Here is a 20,928-nt window from a genome sequence, read left to right on the forward strand (position 1 = left end):
AATAAATATAATGGCACTTATATAAAGTTATGATGATAAACGTGAGGGTATTGTTAGCTGTCTGACGCTGTAAACCGGAATGATAAAATGACAACGCTACGTAAATTCTGACGGGTTGCCCCCCTGTCCTTTTCTCAGAATTCATGTAGCGCTTACAACCGCAGCCTCTCCCGGTATCGCGAGCTGTAACTGACATTAGCAAAAATCCTTCTGTAAACAGGTGACGTTGTCACTTAAACAGCCTGTGCTATCCCGCCTGGAATGTCACAAGTAAGACAGCATCTTCTCGCGCGAACGACAATGCTTCCTCAATCTGGCGGATACAATTATCCACAGAAAATGAGAGCAACCTGTGCAGAAATAAGTATAAATCTGCCCTTCATTCCAGGTTTTTAACTTCAGATCAGTATGTTAATTCAGGAAGGCCCGGATGTTGTTGAACGCAGCGATCCTGCTCTTCAGCCCTCTTGTACCACTACAGTTACAGGCAGAGGTAGAATTATCACTATTTGCTGAGACAGATTTTTGTGCGCCATAACACACCTGCGGCTGGCTGCCAGCGACCAGGTTTGGTTACGGATTACCGGTCTGTAACCGCCAGCAGCCCACAGCGGCTTTTATGATGGCTTACTGTTCTTTACCTGGCTATAACCTTAGGTTACGGTTGATACCCCTGAAAGCATTCATCATCTGTAGCGCGATGACGTGCTTCAGGATTGCCTGCAATGCGTTACGTTAAAAAATAAAAAATCTAACTGGTCATACGGGGATCACTATGGACACTACTGCAGTTATCAGGCGGCCTAAAACCTGGCTGAATGTTTTGCTGATACTGGGCCTCACCCATCTGCTCAACGATCTTATCCAGTCTCTAATACCGGCAGTCTATCCGATATTGAGAGAGAAATATCAGCTCGACTTTGTACATATCGGCATTATCACCCTGACGTTTCAGATTGCGGGATCGCTGCTTCAGCCCGTGGTAGGCGCGGTAACCGACAGACATCCGTTTCCTTATTCTACGGTTATCGGCATGACGTTTACGCTTTCCGGCCTGGTCGGACTCGCCTATGCACCATCCTATCATCTGATATTGTTGTCAGCAGCCAGCATCGGCATTGGATCTTCTATCTTTCATCCGGAAGCCACACGAATGGCCCGCTACGCCTCAGGCGGCCGCCAGGGACTCGCCCAGGGTATTTTTCAGGTTGGCGGACAGGCTGGTGGTGCCCTGGGCCCTCTGTTTGCCGCCATTATTATTGTGCAATACGGACAACAGAGCCTGGCATGGTTTGCTCTGTTAGCCTTACTGGCTGTGGTTCTGATGATCTGGACCGCTGGCCGCCATGATACGATTAAAACCAGTTATATCGAGTCCGTGAAAGAAAAAAACAAAAACGGCAGGCAGGCAAAAACTTATCCGCAGGCGATGGTCACAACAGGCCTGATTGTGCTGACACTGCTGATGTTTTCTAAAAACGCCTATGTCGAAAGTTTCCGCTCGTTCTATACCTTTTATTTAATGGACCATTTCGGCGCCTCCGTTAAAACATCGCAGTTCATGCTGTTTTTATTTCTGTTTTCCTCCGCAGCCGGTGCGTTGCTGGGCGGCATCCTCGGCGATCGCATCGGTCGTTACAAGATCATCTGGATATCGATTCTGGGTCCGTTACCCCTGACGCTGATACTGCCTTATGCTGATTTTTTCTGGACGGTGATACTGACGGTGGCCATCAATCTGATAATGGCAAGCGCCTTCGCTTCCATTCTGATTTATGCCATGGAACTCGCGCCGAACCGGATTGGCCTGGTCGGCGGCCTGTTTTACGGGCTTAATTTCGGCCTGGCTGGCATCGCTGCCGCTGTTCTCGGTACGCTCGCCGACAAAATGGGGATTGAACAGGTTTACTGGTTATGTTCATTCCTTCCGCTGGCAGGATTACTGGCCTGGTTCCTGCCCCGCATCGAAAATGATTAGTTCTGTGTTAGCAGGCTCTTACTTTGAGTGCTGCACCCACACTCGCTGGCTGTGTTTCCCTGGTCAGTGAACAAACAAAGCCGCTTGTCCGGGTAGTTCGCTGTTACCCGGACATTGCCGGACCATCAGGTGTTGCCAGACATTTTTCCCCTGATGTAGCCGAAGTGGTGTGCTATGGGTTTCTTTATAGTGGATGATGTAACTATAAACACTCATTAAAAAATCTTTTCTCTCTCGCCCCTGAAAATCACACCATCCGTTAATAACTCTTGCTTCCCGGACGCCGCTCCCGATGTAAGATACCCGCCCCCGGAAATATCAATCTTAAAATGGAGGTATTGTGACCAGGGCATGGTGTTATCTTTCTCTGGCGATCGTGGCAGAGATAAGCAGTGTGGTGGTGATGAAATTACTCTCCCGGGATGCCAGTCTGGCAGGCATGCTGCTGATGTATTTTACCATCGGGCTGTCGTTTACCTTTATGGCACTGGCACTGAAAAAAATAAGTCTGTCGGTAGCTTATGCAACCTGGGAGTCGCTGGGACTTCTGGCGGTGACCGCCATTGGCAGTATTTTTTTTAAAGAACACCTCAGCGTTATTCAGTATGTCGCCATTCTGCTTCTGCTGGGCGGCGTGTTGCTGGTGAATATGGCCGAAAATGAACACAGTGAGTAAGCAGTGACGTTTGTTTCTTATTTTTACCTTGCTATCGCCATTGTGCTGGAAGTAACAGCAAATGCTTTCCTCAAACGCTCCAGTGGAATGACCCACAAACTTCCGGGCGCGCTGGGGTTGTTATTAATTTTCGCCTCGTTCACCGCCCTCTCCCGGGCTCTGAACGGGATGGATATGGCAACGGCTTATGCTATCTGGGGCGGCTGCGGCATCCTGCTGACCGCGATAACCGGCTGGATTATTTTCCGGCATTCCCCGGACCGTAAAGAGTGTGTCGGGCTGCTCATGATTGCGGCAGGCATGATCCTGCTTGAGCTGGGATAAGCGAAATGCGTCCCGGGTGACGATAATCACCCGGGACTGATGAAGGTCGCCCCAGGGACCGTTTCAGATCAGAAAAAAGGCAAGGCGTGCTCGCTGAGATAAGCGATCTCTTCCGCGGTTGAGGTTCTGCCAAGCCACTGATTGCGGTGCGGGTAGCGGCCAAACCGGGCGATGATATCGCGATGCTGCCGCTCATGGCGGCTGTATTCCGCATCGCCCAGCGAGTCAAACAGTTCAGTGGCTTGCTCATGAATCAGGCGCGACTCGGCATGCATCCATGGCATGAGCAGAAAAGCTTTCTGCGATGTTTCCAGCTGCTGCCATTCCGGCTGACGCAGGGCTTCCTGAGAAAGTACCAGTGCCGTGGTGTCCTGCGCCCATGCTTCCGCCCTGTTTCTGTTCAGGTTGCGGGAAAACTGGTCCAGCACAATGATTTCCGCCAGCCGCCCCTCCAGCGATTCCCGCCAGGTATAGCATTCTCCGCGACAGGCGGCTTGCCAGCAGGTCCGGAAGCGGGTGCTGACGATTTCATCAAACTGCTCATCACGCGTGAACCATTTCTCCTGGCTTGTTTCACAGAACCAGAAATCCAGCACCTTCTGATACTCCATAAGCGTCCCCCTTTATCAGCGCTGCTGGTGCGCTAATGAAGGGCAACAGCATCGTCAACGTTGTCTCTCTGTTCCGGTTGCAAAAACAGGCAATCCGCAGTCATTGAGGCTATATTACGCCAGTCCCATTAAGCGTGACGCTGACTGACTCCTCACTATCAGTGTAGAGAGTAAAAAGCTGAAAAGGATATTCAAAGAAACCGCATAGGAAAGAAAAAGCACAGGATTGCGAGAGATGCCATGCTCCCCCCACAGCCAGCCTAAAAAAATCAAAATGGGAAGATGGATTAAATAAAAAGGCAACGCGAGTTTAGATATCGACAGAATGAACGTGTTCTCTTTGAATTTAACATTTTTAAACAGGTAAAACAGCGCCAGGCATATTGCCACAACCGCAAAAACTTTGCCCAGACTGAGGGCGATTTTCATTTTATCCTCAAACAACACGCTTAATAAATACCAGACAAAGTAGAGCGCCAGTAAAGCGACCGCTGTTTTAGCGTTAATTTCTTTTTCCATAAAGAACAGCAGCATACCCATAATGAAATAGGGTATATACTGAATAAGCTGTCCAAGCTGAAAAAGTTCAACCACTGCATGGGGCAATATAGTGTTCACGACTTTGATCAATACCATTGAAGCACAGATAGCCGCTGCGAAAAGCGCAAAGATACTGACCCAATGCCAGTGGTTGAGCCGTTCAGCGACACGACGGACAGAGCGGTTTATTTTATCAGGCGACAGCATCACTAACAGGCTGATCTGGCAGAGGACAATCAGGAACCATAAATGCTTGTAGCTCAGGTAGTCCCTTAACTGCCGGTCATCCATAAGGAAATACATCTCAAGGGCAATCAGGGGTAACGTAATTAACACGGCCAGCAGCGTCGGCTTAAGCAGCCGCTTTTTGCGGCTCTCGTTAAAATGTTCTGCACCTTTTTTGCTGATAAGCAGGGAAGAAAAGAAGCCCGAGAGGATAAAGAATAAACCTATTCTGAAAGGATGGGTTACATTTAACGCATCCACCAGCCATTCGTTTTTTTGTAACTGATAGTCAAACCCCCACGCGCCGCTATAAAGCATTGCGGCATGAAACGTCGGGCCAAAAATCATAATTACTGAGCGTAGTATATCCAGTCCGATGAGTCTGTTATGCATTTTTTCAATCCATCGCGTGGAAAAATAAAGTTTTTCAGAGCGAGTCAGGATGGTATCTCCGGATATCTGAAATATCCGCTTTTATAAAGTGCGCAAGCCATCCGGGTCTGCATGTTTCTGAAACAGGAAAATCAGGCGGTTTCACAAAAGTATTCCTGCCCCTTCGCTGAACCAGATTAACTGCGCAGAATAACATTTTTATCGCACCCCAATCTCTTACGGGCAACAAAGCAAAACAGCCGTGATGTTTAACCCGGCGAGGTTTCAGCCTTGACTGGCCGCCAAAACTACCACAGGTAAAAGTGAACAGGCAATCCTGTATTACGGTGGAAGCCCGCAGGAACAGCCATGAACCGAAGGGGATGTGAATGAAAACAGCTTATTTCACCGGCGAATAGCGGCATAAAAAAGATCCAATCATAATAATAACTTCAGAAAATAGCTTGTCATAATCGAGTAGCACACCTGAAGTAATATGCGCGATTTTGCCCTGTTTACAACCACAATCAGGTAAGTAAATAGTATTACCCTTCCCCGGCTGATGCTTTTACTGCTTCCGCCGGCTTATTATTTAAAACTACTTGAGTAAGCATCATCACTATTACCGGCATTAAATAACAGCGTCTCCCCTGACCTGGTTTGTTATCCGCGGGTTAATAAGGTTAGAGAGGCACACCTGATATTTTAAGAGTTATCGCATTCACCACAGCACAGCACATGCCTGTTGAAAAGTAAAAACAATTACAGCCCTGAGACGATAGTTGAAATCTCAGCCGCCCCTGTTTGAGAACCTGCGTAGCAATCATTTCAGATTACGTAACCACTATTTGGGTTAACGGATGATGCTGAAGGGTGCGTACGCAGGGTACGCACTATCAGAATGAAAATCCTGTCATGAACCGACAAGATTCACTGGTTCGCATAGCGATATGGTCCTCAGCTCAGCGTATCAATCCACTCACTCTGCCGCGGATGACGTCGCTGGTAGCAGTGTACCGAGACGGACAACTGCACCAAATCGGTAAACACCATAGGGTCCAGTTGAATCTGCTTTTTAATTTGCTGCAGCCGGTATGTCAGGGTATTGCGATGAATACCCAACTGCGTTGAGGTTTTTCCCGGTTCGGCATTGTGATGAATAAAGCAGGCGAGTGTATTCAGCAGCACTTCACCAGAGTCATGTTCCAGAAGTTGCTGAACAATATTGTTGAAAAAATTCAACATATAGCTGTCTTCCAGTACCCGAAACAGACACAGCATGGCCATCTCGCGGAAATAGTAAATCTGCCGCTGCGGCTGTACTTTACTGCCCACCTCGATCACCGTGCGGGCAAGTAAAATCGCTTCACGGATATCCGGCGCACTGGCGGCACGTAAACCAATCCCGATGTAGTAATGGCTGATCTGATTGCTGAGGATAAATTCAATCCCGCTCAACAGGGTTTTCTGGGGTACGTTATCCATACCCAGCACCAGAATCTCCTGGCTGCCCAGCAAAATAACTTCTTTCACCCCGGCCAGCTGCGAAAACTCACGCAACAGCGTCCCCAGAATTTCACTCAGATGACGCTGTTCCACCTGGACGGTAACCACCACCGGCACCAGCGGCACGTTCAGAGAAAAACCGAGCTCTTCAAGGCGCTGCAGCGCTTCCTGTCCTGACACCGTCATGCCCTGATCGAGATACTGACAGAACAAGGTATCACGCAGGCGTTGTCGCCAGTTGGTTTCGCGCATCTCCACAGATTGCCGTACCAGCAGCTCTGCGGTCAGCACCGCCAGCTCGGCATAACGGCTTATCACTGCTGGATCGCCACTGACGCCCACGACCATAACCACCTGATCATCAATAATAATCGGATGATTAATCCCGGGCTGGACATTCCTGAACTGCGCCGCTTCTGTCGCATTGTGAATACAGATGCGTTTTCCAGTACGGATCACATCAAGGGCGATTTCATGTTGCGTGTCGATGCGATGCCGCTCGCCCGAGGCGATAATCATACCGTTGTTGTCAATCACGTTGACATTGTGATGAATGATGGCCATCGCCCGGACAACAATTTCGTTAGCCAGCGCTGCTGTAATGATCATACTGATATCCGCTTGTTTTTTGCTGCTGACGTCCGGCGAGAAAAGTGCGTAATGCGTTCTCCGCCGCGTCCGCGAGAAGTTGTTCGCTCGCGGCCATCGCTTCTGAGAGTGAAATGGGACGCGGACATATCGACCAGAAGGCGTCAATATGGTGTTGATAAAGCTCGCGACTGCTCTCATCGCGCCCCCCACATAACGCAATTACCGGTATCTGATAATGCGCAGCGGCGTGCGCCACGCCAACTGGTGCTTTGCCAAAGGCGCTTTGGCGATCCAGCCAGCCCTCTCCGACAAAAACCAGACTCGCGTCGCGCAGGTGTTCGGCGGCATTGAGCAGTTCTAAAACCAGCTCAATGCCGGGACGCAGCGTTGCGCCCGTGAAGGCGATAAGCGCCGCGCCCATGCCTCCCGCCGCGCCGGTGCCAGGCAGAGTGCTGATATCCCGACCCAGCGCCCCGGTAAGATGGTGGTTGTAGTTTTGCATACCTGCTTCCATCTCAACCAGCGCAGCATGATCCGCTCCTTTTTGCGCCCCATAGATCCAGGTTGCGCCCTGCTCGCCCAGCAACGGATTCGTGACATCACAGGAAGCCTGCACCTCGACCTGACGCAGGCGCGCATCCAGCGCGCTGAGATCAACCCGGGCAATTTGTGCCAGATCCTGCGCGGTGGCAGGCTGCGGCAACAAAGTGCCATCAGCCCGCCAGAAGCGCGCGCCCAGCGCCTGAGCAAAACCTGTGCCGCCATCGTTGGTGGCGCTGCCGCCCAGGCCGATAATCAGCCGGCGACAGCCCAGGTCGAGCGCGCTTCTGACCTGTTCGCCCAGGCCATAGCTACTGGCCCGGCGCACATCCCGCTGCGACGCAGGCGTCAGCTCCAGGCCACAGCTCTGCGCCATTTCGATAATCGCCGTGCCATCATCCAGTGTCAGAAAGGCACCCTGTACCGGTTGTCCATAAGGGCCGGTGCACTGCTGATAATGCCAGCGTACTCCGCTGAGTTGTGGACTTTCCGCCAGTGTGACCAGCAACCCTTCGCCGCCGTCCGCCACGGGCATTTCAGTCAGGGTCAGATCGGCACGAACACGGCGCAACCCTGTCGCTACCGCAGCGCAGGCGGCCTGCGCGCTACAGCTGCCTTTAAATGAATCCAGTGCGATGACGATTTTCATCTTGTCTCCGGTCAGTGAGCATGGCGTGGCGTTTTATCCACGGTCATCAGTTGCAGCAGTACACCCAACAGCGCACAGCCCGCCATGGTAAAGAAGGCGTAGATATAGCCGGTTGCACTCTCCCAGCCGCCGCCGAGCTGAATCAACCAGCCCATCAGCAAGGGTGATAACCCGCCGCCAATAAACATCGCGGTGGTAATAATACCGTTAGCGGTAGAAGTGGCGCTCTCTTCGGCAGAATCAGACGCCATGGCGTAGTAGATGGGCCAGACGGCATTGGCGACCAGACCAAAAAAGAGCTGAATGGCGATCAGGCGCGGCATATCAGTGGCGAAATAGAACAGGGCAATGCCAATGCTCATCCACAGGCCACAGAGGATCAGCGTGCGTTTACGTCCCAGACTGTCTGACAGCCAGGGCCAGATGATCTGCCCCAGGGTACCGGTCAGGGTAAAAATAATACTCAGCCCTGCAGACGCAGCCAGCGACAGGCCTGAGACATGATAAAGATAGGAGGGCAGCACAACGTTAATGCCCATATAGACGATCTGTGTCAGCAGAGTATTTCCTGCGGTTAACGAGATATTGCGATTACGCAGGGTACGCAAAAAGGTGCGCATGCCATCGCCTTTTTCGACTTTATTGCTCTCCTCTTCAGCCGGGCGTGTCTGTCCCTGCTCATCAATATGCTGATAAAGGGTTTTGATGCGCGCGGCAGTAGAATATTTCGCCCAGAAAATCATCAGTGGAACGGCAACAAGCAGTGCCAGCAGGAAGCAGTAACGCCAGTTACCTTCGCCAAAGATACTGATCACCAGACTGGCGACCACGCCGCTCAGCAGCGCGCCAATGGGATAACCGGTGTGATGTATCCCCAGCGCGAATCCGCGCTTCTCCTTTGGCCACCATTCTGCGGTATTGCTCACGCCGACCGGTTCTCCCCAGCCTGCGCCCAGGTTCACCCCGATACGCAGCAAGACGAAGGTGGTCAGGCTGTGGCTGATCGCTTTAATCCCGGAGATAAAGGAGAGGGCGGTATAGCCAATCACCAGCGGCACCTGAAAACGGGCGCGTTTCCAGCCGGAACCATAGCGATCGCTCCAGACCGAGCCAGGAATATCCAGGATCGCCAGCGCCACCATGATCATCGCCACGACGTTACCCCACTGTTCAGGCGATAAAGAGAACTCCTTTGAAATTACCGGGCCAAGACGCAGGATCATTTCGCGATCGTAGGCGTTCAGCACCCAGATAAGCCAGCACACCAGCAGTGAAACCCACGAGAAGCGATGTATTACCTGCCGCTTTGCTTTTTTTTCCCCGGCGGGAGCATTGTTGATCATCGTCATTGTCTTTACTCCATGGCTTCACGACGGCACAACGTGAAGCCATTGATGGTCAGGGTTAGAGGAAAGTATCTGGAAATTTATTTTTTTTATGGGTTGCGCACAGGGTATCAGCCGGCGAAGCGCCGCTCCGGCACCCCGGTTACGCCAAGGTCATAAATGGCAAACAGGCTACCGCGTAGCTGGTTATCCTCAGGGAAACGCGGCAGCGGCGGCTGCGCCATGGAGGTCACATACAGCACATCGAGATTTTCCCCGCCGAACATCACGCTGGTCACCTTTTTCACCGGCATCTCAATGATGCGATCCACTTTGCCGCACGGCGTGTAGCGCACCAGCTTGCCGGCATAGACCAGCGCATTCCACAGGCACCCTTCGCTGTCCACGGTGGCGCCATCCGCCGCACCGCCTTCGCTGCGGTCCACCTCACAGAACACCCGTTCGTGCGACAGGCTGCCACTGCGGGTGTCATAATCCCAGGCGTGGATTTTGCCTGTCCAGGTGTCGGCAAAATAGAAAGTCTCGCCGCACGGGCTCCAGCAAGGGGCATTGGAGACGATAATGTTCTCTTTCAGGGTATGCAGCGACAGATCAGGATCGAGGCGGTACAGTGCACCACTCGGCTCCTCTTCGCGCATATCCATTGAGCCAAAAAGAAAGCGTCCCTGGCGGTCTACCTTGCCGTCATTCAGACGGTTAAAAGGACGATCCGCTTCCGGATGATGCAGCAGTTGCAAATCACCGCTGGCAAAATCGAGCAGATGGACGCCATGCTGCAGTGCTACCACCGCCCCTTCGCCATTTTCACGCAGGGCAAAAGAGCCAATTTTCTGGCGCACATCCCAGCTTTTAATCTCGCTGCCCTGTGCGTTACAGGCAAACAGCCGACCATCCTGACTGTCTACCCACCATAAGCGCTGCTGTTCCACATCCCAGACCGGACTCTCACCCAGCCGGGTTTTTAAATCGAGTAAGACTTCAATACGCATTGTCATCTCCTGTTCAGACTTTTTCGCCACGCGCTGCGGTGTCTGGCACCATTGTGTCCGGCTGGCTGCGAATGAAACGGCTCACCAGCGCGCCCGCCAGTAGCAGTACAACGGCAAACCACAGGCCGGAGGTGGCTGTACCGGTACGATCTTCAAAGGCGCCCAGAATAAAGGGGCCAAGGAAACCGCCGCATAATCCCAGGCAGTTCAGCAAGCCAAAGCTGCCCGCCAGCATGCTGCCGCTCATCAGTGAAGGCAGCCAGCTGAAGATGATGGATTGCATGGCAAAGAACATAAAGGCAGCCAGCGAGAAGCCGAGCATTGCCAGACCAGGGCCGCCCGTCGCGCCGATCACCATGCCTGCGGCCATGATCAGATAACCCAGCGTCAGCATGCTGCGTGAACGGGTTTCGTTTCGGGCAAAACGCGGCAGCAGTACCCCGCCGCAGGCGGCAGCGATCCAGGGGATGGCGGTCAGCAGGCCGATCTGGATGGAAGAGAGCGTGCCCCAGCTGCCGATAATGCCGGGCAGAAAGTAGCTCAGGCCATAAACCGAAAACTGATGAGTGAAGTAAATCAGCACCAGCAGCAGAAACATGCGCGTGCTCAGCGCGGCCTTCAGCGAAAAGCGGGAAGGCGCATGACGGACTTCCTGCGCCTCACGGGCGAGGGTCGCAGCAATAAACTGCTTGTCATCTTCATCAAGCCAGCTGGCGTCAGCCGGTTTGTCCGGCAGCTTGCGCCATACCACAAAGGCGAGTGCGATAGCCGGCAGACCCTCGATAAAGAACATCCACTGCCAGCCATGCCAGCCCGCCATGCCGTCGAGGTTCAGTAACGCGCCTCCCAGCGGAGCACCAATAATATTGGCGAAACAGACGCCGAGCAGGAACAGGCCGGTGGCTTTCGCGCGCTCTTCACGACCAAACCACAGGGTCATGTAATAGATAATGCCGGGGTAGAGTCCCGCTTCGGCGGCCCCGAGCAGCAGACGCATCAGATAAAAAGAGACGGGACCGCTGACAAAGGCCATCGCGCAGGAGATGATGCCCCAGGTGATCATAATGCGGGTAATCCAGCGACGCGCCCCAATCTTCGCCAGAAACAGGTTGCTCGGGATCTCCAGAATCGAATAGGTCAAAAAGAACAGGCCTGCACCCAGTCCGAACGCAGTGGCAGAGAGACCGATATCCACCGACATGCTGGCTTTCGCCATACCAATATTGGTGCGATCAATAAAGCTAATGATGTAGGCGATGATGAGTAGTGGCATCAGATGACGATAAATCTTTTTGTGCGCGCGTTGTCCCCGCGCGTCACTTGCCGTCTTTTCATTTATTGCGGACATGGTTACTCTTCTCCCGTTGTCACGGTCAGTCGCCTGACCGGCATCAGACTGATGCCGGCAGGACAGCTCTCAGGTTGCCGCCGGGTGCTGACCCGTACGACGCCCGGCCCGAAGCCCCACTTCGGGCCGTTCTTCTATGCGCCTTCGCGCTCAAACAGCATCGAGATACCTTGCCCACCACCGATACACATGGTCACCAGACCAGTGCGTGCCCCGCTGCGTGCCATCTCATACATCAGCTTCACCGGCAGGATCGCGCCGCTGGCCCCGACCGGGTGCCCGAGAGCAATCGCCCCGCCATTGACATTTACCCGCGTCGGATCGAGATGGAGGTCGTTCATCACCGCCAGCGCCTGCGCGGCAAAGGCTTCGTTCAGCTCGATAAGATCGATGGACTGCACATCCATATTCAGGCGATCCATCAGGCGTCGGGTGGCGGGTGCCGGACCAAAGCCCATAATCTCTGCGCCACAGCCCGCTACGTCCCAGCCACGGATGCGCATCAGAGGCGTCAGGCCACGCTGCTCAGCCTGCTGACGCGTCATCATTACCAGCGCCGCAGCACCGTCATTAATGCCGGAGGCGTTAGCGGCCGTCACCACGCCATCGGCTTTAAAAGCGGGTCGCAGGGTGGCGAGTTTTTCACGTGGCGTATCGCGCGGATGTTCATCGGTATCGAAGGTGCGGGTGCCTTTTTTGCCGTCCGGCACCTGCAGCGCCAGGATCTGATCGCGGAAATGTCCGGCGGCAATGGCTTTTAACGCTTTTTGCTGGCTGGACCAGGCAAAATCATCCATCTGGTCGCGGGAAATATTAAAGCGCTCCGCTACGTTCTCGGCGGTGATACCGTTGTGATAGGGGCCTTCCGGCCAGGTGAGGATAGAGATCAGGCCATCTTCCAGTACGCCATTGCCCATGCGATAGCCGTCGCGCGCCTGACGCAGATAGTAAGGCAGCTGCGTCATATTTTCGGTGCCACAGGCGACTACAACATCGGCCTGACCGCTCTGAATCGCCATCATGCCGTTAGCCAGCGCCTGCAGGCCGGAGCCACACTGCCGGTTTACGGAATAGGCCGTGGTTTCATTGGGCAAACCGGCGCGCAGCTGGCAGACGCGGGCGATAAAACCGCTTTCCGCCACCTGCCCGACGTTGCCGACAATCACTTCGTCCACATCCTGTGGGCTAATCCCGGCCCGGGCAACCGCTTCGCGGATCACCGCAGCGCCCAGGTCATGCTGGTGGGTGTGCTTCAGGCTGCCATTAAAACCGCCTATCGCGGTGCGCACACCGCTGACAATCACAATATCGTTGGCCTGTGTCATTGTTCCTCCTTACAGTACCATGCCGCCGCCGACGTTAATCACTTCGCCGTTGATGTAACGCGCGCCCTCAGAGGCGAGAAAAGCCACGCACTCGCCCACGTCCTGCGCGTCTCCGGCATAGCCCGCCGGGATCTTATTCACCATCATCTGCCAGACATTTTCCGGCACGCCGCGCGTCATATCGGTATCGATAAAGCCGGGGCAGATGGCATTTACCGTGACGCCTTTTTTTGCCAGCTCGCGACAGGCGGTTTTCGTCATCCCAACCACGCCCGCTTTGGAGGCGGCATAATTGGTCTGGCCGATGTTGCCCAGCCAGCTGGCGGAGGCGATGTTGATAATGCGACCCGCGCCACGCTCCCGCATGCGAATGGCCGCCTGTTGCAGACAGAAAAAAGTGCCCTTCAGGTTGACGTCAATCACCACATCCCAGTCGGCTTCGCTCAGTTTGTGCAGCATGGCGTCACGGTTGATGCCCGCGTTGTTCACCAGAATATCGACCTGGCCATAAGCCTCCTCGGCCCGGGCAAACAGCGCCTCGACCTGCGTTTTTTCACAGATGTTGCAACTGATAAACAGCGCTTCGGCGCCGGTATCGCGCAGCGCGGCCGCGGCGGCCTCCCCATGGGCGTCACGATCGGCAATCACAATGTTCGCTCCTTCACGGGCCAGTACCTGCGCGATGCCAAAACCAATGCCGCGCGCAGCGCCGGTGACAATGGCAGTTTTACCGATAAGATTCATGCGTATTTCCTTGAAGCTTGAGGGTTAAGAGCGGGACACGCGCGCCGCCAGCCCACAGGGCTGCGGCTGAAACAGGGCGCTGTCCATCACGGAAAGTTCGGGCGCAATCAACGGACGGAAATCCATCTGCGCCAGGATATCGCGCTCCAGGTCGATGCCGGGCGCGATTTCGACCAGCACGGGGCCTTCCGGGCGAAGTTCGAACACCGCGCGTTCGGTGACGTAATGCATGGTTTGCCCTTTTGCCCGCGCCAGTTCGCCGTTGTAGGAGATTTGATTCACCTGCGGCACCAGCTTGCGCACTTCGCCTTCATGCACAATGCGCAGCTCTCCCTGCTCACAGGCGATTTCCAGCCCTTTGGCGGTGAAGGAGGAGCAGAACACCACATGACGCGCATTCTGAGTGATATCGATAAAGCCGCCCGCACCCGGACAGGACGCGCCGAGACGGGTTGCGTTTACATGGCCGTGCGGATCCATTTCGCCCGCGCCCATAAAGGTGATATCCACCCCGGCGCCGTTGTAATAGAGCATCTGATCCTGATGGCTGATCATCGCGCTCAGGTTGCGGCCAATGCCAAAGTCGGTACCGCCAGTCTGTTGACCGCCGTAAATGCCCGATTCCACGGTAATAGTCACCTGATCGCCCAGCTGCTCCTCGTGGATAATGGCGCCAATCACATCATTGGGGATGCCGGTGCCGAGGTTGATCACACAGCCCGGCGTCAGGTAGCGGCAGGCGATACGGCCAATCAGCTTGCGCAGATCCAGCGGCAGCGGCGCGCTTTCGCTGGCTGGCAGGCGGATATCGCCGCACAGCGCGGGGTCAAAGGCCCAGCTGGAGGTCTGTCGATGATCCTCTTCCGGGTCATCGCATACCACGATGGCGTCAATCAGGGTGCCGGGAACAGTGACCTTTTTAGGATGCAGCGAGCCGCTGGCCACGCGGTATTTCACCTGTGCCAGTACCTTCGCGCCGTAGCGTTTGGCGGCGAGCACCGCGTGCAGCACTTCCAGTTTCATCGCTTCTTCATCGGTGGTGAGGTTGCCCGCCTCATCGGCGTGCGTACCGCGCACAATCACCACATCCAGCGGAATCGCCGGATAGAACAACATCTCTTCGCCGCGAAAAGTGACATGCTCGATCAGGTTCGGCTGTTCGCGCGTGCGGGCATTCATACGCCCGCCTTCAATACGCGGATCCACAAAGGTGCCGAGTCCAACCGGAGACAGTCTGCCCGGCAGCCCCGCCGCCATCGCACCATACAAATGCACCATCTGTCCCTGCGGCAGACACCAGGCTTCGACTTCGTTATTGTTAATCATCGCCATCCAGCGGGGTGCCAGCCCCCAGTGCGAGCCGATAATGCGCGTGGTCATGCCCGGGTGGGCGAAATGCTGATTGCCGCGCTGGCGGTCACACTGACCGGCTGCATGCACCAGCGTGAGATCGCGTGGCGCGCCCTCCTGCAGAAAACGCGCTTCGAGAGCTTTCAGGATCGATTCTGCTGCGCTGATCAGCGTCATGCCGACAGTGCAGACGGTATCGCCGTTTTTGATCAGGTTGGCCGCCGCATGGGCGCTGATAAAGCGGTTATTCACTGCTTCTCCTCCGTAGACAGACTGGGGATCGATTCCGCAAGACGGGTTTTCAGCTGACGCTTATTCACTTTGCCGTTATGGGTACGCGGCAGGATGCGGGTAAAAATGATGCGGGCAGGCAGCTTGAAGCGGGCAATGCGTCCTTTCAGCCAGTCGAGAATCGCCTCGCTGATCAGGTGGCACTGTTCGTCCGGAACGATAAAGGCGACCGGCTCTTCGCCATAAACCGGGCTGGGTGCCGGGATCACTGCCACTTCACGCACCCCCGGATAGGTTGACAGGATATTCTCCAGCTCCAGCGAATAAATTTTCTCGCCGCCGCGATTGATCATATCTTTGCTGCGATCTTTGACGTACAGCCAGCCTTCTTCGTCGAGATAACCGAGATCGCCGGTGCAGAACCAGCCTTCCGCATCACAACTGGCGCGCCGTTGGTTGCACTGCCAGTATTCGCGGATTACCACTTCGCCTTTCAACCAGATATGGCCTATCTGCCCTGCGGCCAGCGGCTGCTGCTGGTCATCGCGAATCTGAATCGATAAGCCCGCAATCGGTCGCCCGGAACTGCCGCATTTTGGGCTGCCCCAGACATCGACCGGAAAAATAGTGGCAGGAGAAGTGGTTTCCGTCAGACCATAAATGGGATGAATGGTGGTGCAGGGAAACAGCGCTTTCAGTTCCCGGATCAGCCCTTCGTTCAGATGTCCGGCACCGCAGGCAATGGCACGCAGAGAGGGATAGACCTGTGGCTGATCCGCGCTCCGGGCGCGTACCGCCTGGCACAGCAGAATAAAGACCGTGGGCGAACCATGCAGGAAAGTGATGTTCTGCTCACGCAGGGTGGTGAACACCTCGCCAGCATTAAAGCGTTGCTGCAACCAGATGGTTGCGCCGAGGGTAATAAACAGCGCCAGTAAGGCGGAGAGGCCGGTAATATGATAAATCGGCACCGCCAGGATGGTGCTGTCCGCTTCGCTGAGGTTGAGATTATGCGCATAGGCGTCCACGGCAGCGAGTAAGTTGCCGTGGGTGATCACGGCCCCTTTGGGCTCACCGGTGGTGCCGGACGTAAACATGATCACCGCCGTATCGTGACGGGAAACCCGGTTGGGTACCTCAGGCAGCGCTGCGGGCAGCGTGATCGTCTTCCATTCCGTCAGCGCCACGCAGCGTGCGTCAGGCGTATTTCCCAGCCAGTCCTGTAAGCTGGCATCAAATAACACTACCTGCGGCGCAATATGCCGAACCAGCGCTTCACTTTCGCACTCTTTGAGCTTGGTGCTGAAGGGCACCACTTCAATACCCAGTCCGAGGGCGGCAAAAAAGACTTCACAAAATTCGGGGCGATTTCCCCACGCGAGCAGGATACGGTCTCCCTTGCGCAAGGACCATACGCGCTCAAGTTGCGCCATCACCTGCTGTACCCGCTGGTGAAAATCGGCGTAGCGATAGCGTTGGTCCTCAAAAGCTAACGCCAGGTTATCCGGGCGACGTAAGGCACTGTGGCTTAGCGCCTGGTACAGGTTCTGGCAGTGGGCGGAGGTGCTGCTCATCTCTCTCTCCTGGTATGGCATGATGGCTTGCAGCAGTCTGGGGGATTTCAGGCGGGGAAGGTGTGTAATAAGTCACAGCAAAATATCAACAAAAATGACACATCATTGTAACCTTGCACAAAGGTGACGACGTCCCAGGGCGACCGGGCGCTTTTACCGCGTCAGCAACCAGACCGTTTTTCCGCACCGCTGATTACTACAGCATCATGACTTCGCCCATTATATAAAGTCATGACAGCATCTGACGGAACCGCTATGATGTCCCTCCGGCGCGACGGGATGAACCTGCGCGCGCTGATAACGCGTTGAAAACTTAATGATGAGTACACCATGGCCGAGATAATCAGCCCCGGGCGCCTGCTACCTGCAATAACAGCGGATGAAGACCTTACGGCCCAGTTACGGGCGTTTGTTCAGGACAGAGACGCTTTCTCGCCCAACACCTGGCGGCAGCTGCTCAGTGTAATGCGTATCTGTCAGCGCTGGGCCAGCGAGCACGGGCGGTGTTTTCTGCCGCTCTCCTCTGACGACTTACGGGATTATCTGACCTGGCTGCAAAGCGCCGGGCGGGCTTCGTCCACCATTGCTACCCATGCCTCGCTGATTTCCATGCTACACCGTAACGCCGGACTGCTGCCGCCGAATACCGCCCCGACGGTGTTCCGCGCCATCAAGAAGATTAATCGTGTCGCGGTCGTGACGGGCGAGCGTACCGGTCAGGCGGTGCCGTTCCGGCTGATCGATTTGATGACGCTGGACAGCCGTTGGGCAAACTCACCGCACTTAAAAGAGGTGCGCAACCTCGCCTTCCTGCATGTGGCCTACAGCACGTTGTTGCGTGTCAGTGAACTGGCGCGCCTGCGGGTACGGGACGTTACCCGCGCGGAGGATGGCCGTATTATTCTGGATGTCGCCTGGACCAAAACCATCGTACAGACTGGCGGCCTGATTAAAGCGCTGAGTACCCTTTCCACCCGGCGCCTGACCGAGTGGATAGCCATTTCCGGCCTGGCAGGCGAGCCAGACGCCTTCCTGTTTTGTCCGATACATCGCACCAACAAAGCGACCCTGATCACAGAAAAACCCCTGACTACCCCGTCACTGGAAGCAATTTTTGCACAAGCCTGGCGCGAAGCGGGTCAGGGACAGCCAAAGACCAACAAGAACCGTTACAGCGGCTGGAGCGGCCACAGTGCCCGTGTGGGGGCGGCGCAGGATATGGCAAAACAGGGCTACGCCGTGGCGCAGATTATGCAGGAAGGCACCTGGAAAAAACCGGAAACGCTGATGCGGTATATCCGTAATGTGGATGCGCACGCGGGCGCGATGATTGATTTGATGGAGAAAATTTATCCTGATTAGGGCTGCAAACCAAATAAAAGAAAGCCGCTCTGCGTCTTTCTTTTATTACCCTTGATGTCTTGGTAATTTTTTCTGATCCCAAAAAGTTATCAACTTTTTCAGCTTCCTGATCTCTGATAGCATTTTTATATACCTTATTAGTTGAGTTAGTACAATAATTCTGTAGATATATTGTCTTCTTGAAATTTTGCATGGCTTTTGGCTATTGTTATCTGTTCAGGTAAAATACCGGCACTAGTGATGACCACATCAAGCGTTATCGATTTATCTTTTTTATCTTTAACGGGTAATTATATAGCCAGGTTAGTTAAGGTTTATCTGACCGAGGAATTCCGTCGTTAATAATATATTTGTCATCTGCTGACCACTTTTCAGTCAGGATTTTTTTACAGCGCGCTGCATTCAGTTCATTTTTATATGGGCAGGAATTTTTACTGACAAGTGCGCATCAGGAAAAACGCCGCAGAGAGGAAAATCTTCCGATTTCAATTAAGCTTGCCATCTTTTTTTCCGATATAAGTATGCATGACCGTTTTTTTATAGCAACCTCCTCTTTCGATCCATTAAAATGGAAGCTCATTATTAAACAGGATACTATGTATCTGCAAATGGAATTGATAGTAAATTTCAAAAGTGCAGGGCCGCTCCTGCCAATGCCCGCACTCAGACCCATTCATTGTCGGAGTTCGTCATGCAGTCGCGGTAAAGTACAGGAGGCAGCATACGGATTTAGCAGAGGTCATCAGCGTCAAAATGCAGCGGATTACCGAACAGGAAAATTCATTATTTCAATAATTTTTGGCAATCCCATCCCTCGTTCTACTACCACTCAGATAGATAAACCTGGAAGCGGAACGAGGATAAAAATATAAAAATCAATAAATAATATTACTAAGCATAAGGATTACACCATGCAGATAGTAAAATATTTTCAGGCAAAAGTTTTACACAGCAGCCGTGCTGCATTCAATCTGGCAATGGAAAATAACAAATACCTTTCATTTGCAGAAAAAATTATCTCAGTTAAAAATGAAAACGCGCACCATAGTCTTATTAAAACACACACTGATTTGAAGAAAGGAATCTTGCCTTATAGTAAAATTGTTAAGTATGATATTTATTTGGGATGCATTTCGAAAGTTAAGCATCAGGACTGCCAAAGGAATGAACTTTTAGGATATAGCAACCTTCTTCCCAGACTGGAAGTAATCAAAAATAACGGAAACGATCACGTGTATTTCCTTCCATACAATAATAAACCAAAAAATATAACTATTACTGCTTTTAAAGAGTAATAACCTGAGGTTCACGAGATTAGCACGCCTGTGGCATGAGCGGCACTGCTGCGTAGCTGCGTTTTTATACCATTTTTTTGATAGAACTTCCATCATACTACAGGGAGTATGTATTTTTACCGCAGGAGTATCACCATGCCATTTTATACAAACCATATCCCACAGCATTGCGAAAAAACAGGCACCAGAACGAAAATCACTGCTACCATCCCGAAAGATGGTAGCACCGTCAAAACGCTTGTGGGTAGTTTAAAAGGTGACTTTAATTGCGAATTTGGTGATGTTTTTTATGTGGCGATATTTTAAAATTTCAATCACAGGCGAATAACCTTGTTGAAATTACCATCCCTGATAAAGTCAATCCAAAAGAATTACAGAGGTATGCGCGAGCAACTAAACAGATCTTTAAAGAGGCCTGTCTACGTGCCCTTAAAAATCAAATAACTACTAATGGTAGAAACCATTCTGATGCTGTCGCAGACAGGCCGATTAGGATTGCCTGTACGGCTTACCGAATAGCAAAAGCAGTTCAACATAATGAATCGGCACTATTGCAACCTAAATCAAGGGTAAGCAATAATAAATAGAAAAAATAAAAAAGCCATTTCCCAACAATGTCACTTTATCTTTCCTGTATGAAATCAGATAAAATGCATTAGTGATACTACACGACTCACTCCTGGTAGCACCTTTTATCCCTTCAAGAGATGACATTGTTCCTGAAACTTTATGGCTGCCGTTTTGGGTTCGATACAGGGATATGCCAGGACATATCAGGAAACTGCGCAGTGGTGCCGGGTATAACACGCATGCATCAAGGATCACAGTGTAATGTGAACGCATGCGTAACCCTGTCCCAGTTCCTGATCCAGCGTCATCAGACGATCAGCATGTAGTCGACTACGGTACGCCAGCACATCGGCAAAACGGATTTTACGCCGGTTCCCTGTCCGGTGATAAGGTAGCCCTCCCTTATCCAGTAGACGAATCAGGTTTGGACGGGAAATATTCAGCATATCGGCCGCTTCCTGAGGCACCTACAGATACCAGGCGCACGGCATTTCTTCACCCAGTTCTGTTAGCACATCAACCAGCATACGAAGCGTACTGACCAGAATGCTGGCATTATGGATAGCCCCATGTCTGTCGGTAACAGAAACCTGCTGAGTTTCAGCCCGCGCTTCAGGCACAGCAGAGAGCTCACGGCTGCACAGGCGGGCCAGTTCCGCCTCATGAACCGAGGGCAACCTGTTCTGCAAATTTGTCATATCACTCTCCCCTTATTACTACACCATAATTATTTGCAATATCTGAAAGAGTCAGTGCTACGCAGAATGTTGCCCGGGTTGGAA

19 protein-coding genes are annotated in these 20,928 nt (G+C 53.1%); 6 read left to right on the top strand and 13 right to left on the bottom strand.

The features are described 5' to 3' along the window. Positions 1–775 precede the first annotated feature (775 nt). The 3 genes from E0E17_RS18900 (at position 776) to E0E17_RS18910 (ending at position 2,978) form a co-directional block, all read left to right on the top strand. Positions 776–1,978, top strand: a complete 1,203-nt coding sequence (locus E0E17_RS18900; protein ID WP_130835714.1) for an MFS transporter — start codon at positions 776–778, stop codon at positions 1,976–1,978. Between the two features lie 340 nt (positions 1,979–2,318). Next, complete coding sequence (locus E0E17_RS18905) at positions 2,319–2,654, top strand: DMT family transporter (RefSeq protein ID WP_165446267.1); 336 nt, start codon at positions 2,319–2,321, stop codon at positions 2,652–2,654. Positions 2,655–2,657: 3 nt separating this feature from the next. Beyond that, positions 2,658–2,978 (top strand): DMT family transporter, encoded by a 321-nt coding sequence (locus tag E0E17_RS18910; protein WP_130835716.1) that lies wholly within the window; start codon positions 2,658–2,660, stop codon positions 2,976–2,978. A gap of 68 nt (positions 2,979–3,046) precedes the next feature. Here E0E17_RS18910 and E0E17_RS18915 read toward each other — a convergent pair whose 3' ends face one another. The 11 genes from E0E17_RS18915 to E0E17_RS18965 all read right to left on the bottom strand — a co-directional run bounded on the left by E0E17_RS18915 (position 3,047) and on the right by E0E17_RS18965 (position 16,919). Then, entirely contained in the window at positions 3,047–3,589 is a 543-nt protein-coding gene (locus tag E0E17_RS18915; protein ID WP_130835717.1) for a DUF924 family protein, read from the bottom strand. A 114-nt stretch (positions 3,590–3,703) separates the two neighbouring features. Further along, positions 3,704–4,747 carry an acyltransferase family protein gene (locus E0E17_RS18920; RefSeq protein ID WP_130835718.1) on the bottom strand — a complete coding sequence of 348 codons (1,044 nt, stop codon included), beginning with the start codon at positions 4,745–4,747 and terminating at the stop codon, positions 3,704–3,706. A gap of 936 nt (positions 4,748–5,683) precedes the next feature. Continuing rightward, complete coding sequence (locus tag E0E17_RS18925; protein ID WP_130835719.1) at positions 5,684–6,841, bottom strand: CdaR family transcriptional regulator; 1,158 nt, start codon at positions 6,839–6,841, stop codon at positions 5,684–5,686. Further along, positions 6,816–8,012 (bottom strand): glycerate kinase, encoded by a 1,197-nt coding sequence (locus tag E0E17_RS18930; RefSeq protein WP_130835720.1) that lies wholly within the window; start codon positions 8,010–8,012, stop codon positions 6,816–6,818. The genes E0E17_RS18925 and E0E17_RS18930 overlap by 26 nt, the downstream gene beginning before the upstream one ends. 11 nt (positions 8,013–8,023) lie before the next feature. Further along, positions 8,024–9,361, bottom strand: coding sequence for an MFS transporter (locus E0E17_RS18935; protein WP_130835721.1), 1,338 nt, complete (start codon positions 9,359–9,361; stop codon positions 8,024–8,026). A 107-nt stretch (positions 9,362–9,468) separates the two neighbouring features. After that, complete coding sequence (locus tag E0E17_RS18940) at positions 9,469–10,347, bottom strand: SMP-30/gluconolactonase/LRE family protein (RefSeq protein WP_130835722.1); 879 nt, start codon at positions 10,345–10,347, stop codon at positions 9,469–9,471. A gap of 13 nt (positions 10,348–10,360) precedes the next feature. After that, positions 10,361–11,695 carry an MFS transporter gene (locus tag E0E17_RS18945; RefSeq protein ID WP_130835723.1) on the bottom strand — a complete coding sequence of 445 codons (1,335 nt, stop codon included), beginning with the start codon at positions 11,693–11,695 and terminating at the stop codon, positions 10,361–10,363. A 134-nt stretch (positions 11,696–11,829) separates the two neighbouring features. Then, a complete protein-coding gene (locus E0E17_RS18950; RefSeq protein ID WP_130835724.1) occupies positions 11,830–13,020 on the bottom strand; it encodes a thiolase family protein in 1,191 nt (396 codons plus the stop codon). Positions 13,021–13,029: 9 nt separating this feature from the next. Beyond that, a complete protein-coding gene (gene fabG / locus E0E17_RS18955) occupies positions 13,030–13,764 on the bottom strand; it encodes a 3-oxoacyl-ACP reductase FabG (protein ID WP_130835725.1) in 735 nt (244 codons plus the stop codon). 24 nt (positions 13,765–13,788) lie between these two features. After that, the gene (locus E0E17_RS18960) at positions 13,789–15,366 is read right to left on the bottom strand and encodes an acyl CoA:acetate/3-ketoacid CoA transferase (RefSeq protein ID WP_130835726.1); all 1,578 of its coding nucleotides are present in this window, start codon (positions 15,364–15,366) and stop codon (positions 13,789–13,791) included. Further along, positions 15,363–16,919 (bottom strand): class I adenylate-forming enzyme family protein, encoded by a 1,557-nt coding sequence (locus tag E0E17_RS18965; protein WP_130835727.1) that lies wholly within the window; start codon positions 16,917–16,919, stop codon positions 15,363–15,365. The genes E0E17_RS18960 and E0E17_RS18965 overlap by 4 nt, the downstream gene beginning before the upstream one ends. Positions 16,920–17,249: 330 nt before the next feature. On the opposite strand from E0E17_RS18965, the gene E0E17_RS18970 reads away from it, so the two are divergent. The 3 genes from E0E17_RS18970 to E0E17_RS20285 all read left to right on the top strand — a co-directional run bounded on the left by E0E17_RS18970 (position 17,250) and on the right by E0E17_RS20285 (position 19,882). Next, complete coding sequence (locus E0E17_RS18970; RefSeq protein ID WP_130835728.1) at positions 17,250–18,281, top strand: tyrosine-type recombinase/integrase; 1,032 nt, start codon at positions 17,250–17,252, stop codon at positions 18,279–18,281. 911 nt (positions 18,282–19,192) lie between these two features. Further along, positions 19,193–19,576: a hypothetical protein gene (locus tag E0E17_RS18975; RefSeq protein ID WP_130835729.1), complete on the top strand. Its 384-nt coding sequence runs from the start codon at positions 19,193–19,195 to the stop codon at positions 19,574–19,576. A gap of 135 nt (positions 19,577–19,711) precedes the next feature. After that, complete coding sequence (locus E0E17_RS20285; RefSeq protein WP_165446268.1) at positions 19,712–19,882, top strand: hypothetical protein; 171 nt, start codon at positions 19,712–19,714, stop codon at positions 19,880–19,882. Between the two features lie 515 nt (positions 19,883–20,397). Here E0E17_RS20285 and E0E17_RS20355 read toward each other — a convergent pair. After that, positions 20,398–20,613, bottom strand: coding sequence for an excisionase family DNA-binding protein (locus E0E17_RS20355; protein WP_272940803.1), 216 nt, complete (start codon positions 20,611–20,613; stop codon positions 20,398–20,400). After that, positions 20,614–20,844 carry a hypothetical protein gene (locus tag E0E17_RS20360; protein WP_207302104.1) on the bottom strand — a complete coding sequence of 77 codons (231 nt, stop codon included), beginning with the start codon at positions 20,842–20,844 and terminating at the stop codon, positions 20,614–20,616. Positions 20,845–20,928 lie beyond the last annotated feature (84 nt).

The organism is [Erwinia] mediterraneensis, from assembly GCF_900604315.1.
In the GTDB taxonomy this organism is placed as follows: domain Bacteria; phylum Pseudomonadota; class Gammaproteobacteria; order Enterobacterales; family Enterobacteriaceae; genus Pantoea; species Pantoea mediterraneensis_A.

What these genes read in the sequence shown, in the direction of transcription:
- E0E17_RS18940 (WP_130835722.1), bottom strand. Translation starts at nt 10,347, where the DNA reads ATGCGTATTGAAGTCTTACTCGATTTAAAAACCCGGCTGGGTGAGAGT.
- E0E17_RS18945 (WP_130835723.1), bottom strand. Translation starts at nt 11,695, where the DNA reads ATGTCCGCAATAAATGAAAAGACGGCAAGTGACGCGCGGGGACAACGC.
- E0E17_RS18965 (WP_130835727.1), bottom strand. Translation starts at nt 16,919, where the DNA reads ATGAGCAGCACCTCCGCCCACTGCCAGAACCTGTACCAGGCGCTAAGC.
- fabG (WP_130835725.1), bottom strand. Translation starts at nt 13,764, where the DNA reads ATGAATCTTATCGGTAAAACTGCCATTGTCACCGGCGCTGCGCGCGGC.
- E0E17_RS18975 (WP_130835729.1), top strand. Translation starts at nt 19,193, where the DNA reads ATGCAGATAGTAAAATATTTTCAGGCAAAAGTTTTACACAGCAGCCGT.
- E0E17_RS18920 (WP_130835718.1), bottom strand. Translation starts at nt 4,747, where the DNA reads ATGCATAACAGACTCATCGGACTGGATATACTACGCTCAGTAATTATG.
- E0E17_RS20285 (WP_165446268.1), top strand. Translation starts at nt 19,712, where the DNA reads ATGCCATTTTATACAAACCATATCCCACAGCATTGCGAAAAAACAGGC.
- E0E17_RS20360 (WP_207302104.1), bottom strand. Translation starts at nt 20,844, where the DNA reads ATGACAAATTTGCAGAACAGGTTGCCCTCGGTTCATGAGGCGGAACTG.
- E0E17_RS18970 (WP_130835728.1), top strand. Translation starts at nt 17,250, where the DNA reads ATGGCCGAGATAATCAGCCCCGGGCGCCTGCTACCTGCAATAACAGCG.
- E0E17_RS18930 (WP_130835720.1), bottom strand. Translation starts at nt 8,012, where the DNA reads ATGAAAATCGTCATCGCACTGGATTCATTTAAAGGCAGCTGTAGCGCG.
- E0E17_RS18950 (WP_130835724.1), bottom strand. Translation starts at nt 13,020, where the DNA reads ATGACACAGGCCAACGATATTGTGATTGTCAGCGGTGTGCGCACCGCG.
- E0E17_RS18900 (WP_130835714.1), top strand. Translation starts at nt 776, where the DNA reads ATGGACACTACTGCAGTTATCAGGCGGCCTAAAACCTGGCTGAATGTT.
- E0E17_RS18935 (WP_130835721.1), bottom strand. Translation starts at nt 9,361, where the DNA reads ATGACGATGATCAACAATGCTCCCGCCGGGGAAAAAAAAGCAAAGCGG.
- E0E17_RS18915 (WP_130835717.1), bottom strand. Translation starts at nt 3,589, where the DNA reads ATGGAGTATCAGAAGGTGCTGGATTTCTGGTTCTGTGAAACAAGCCAG.
- E0E17_RS18925 (WP_130835719.1), bottom strand. Translation starts at nt 6,841, where the DNA reads ATGATCATTACAGCAGCGCTGGCTAACGAAATTGTTGTCCGGGCGATG.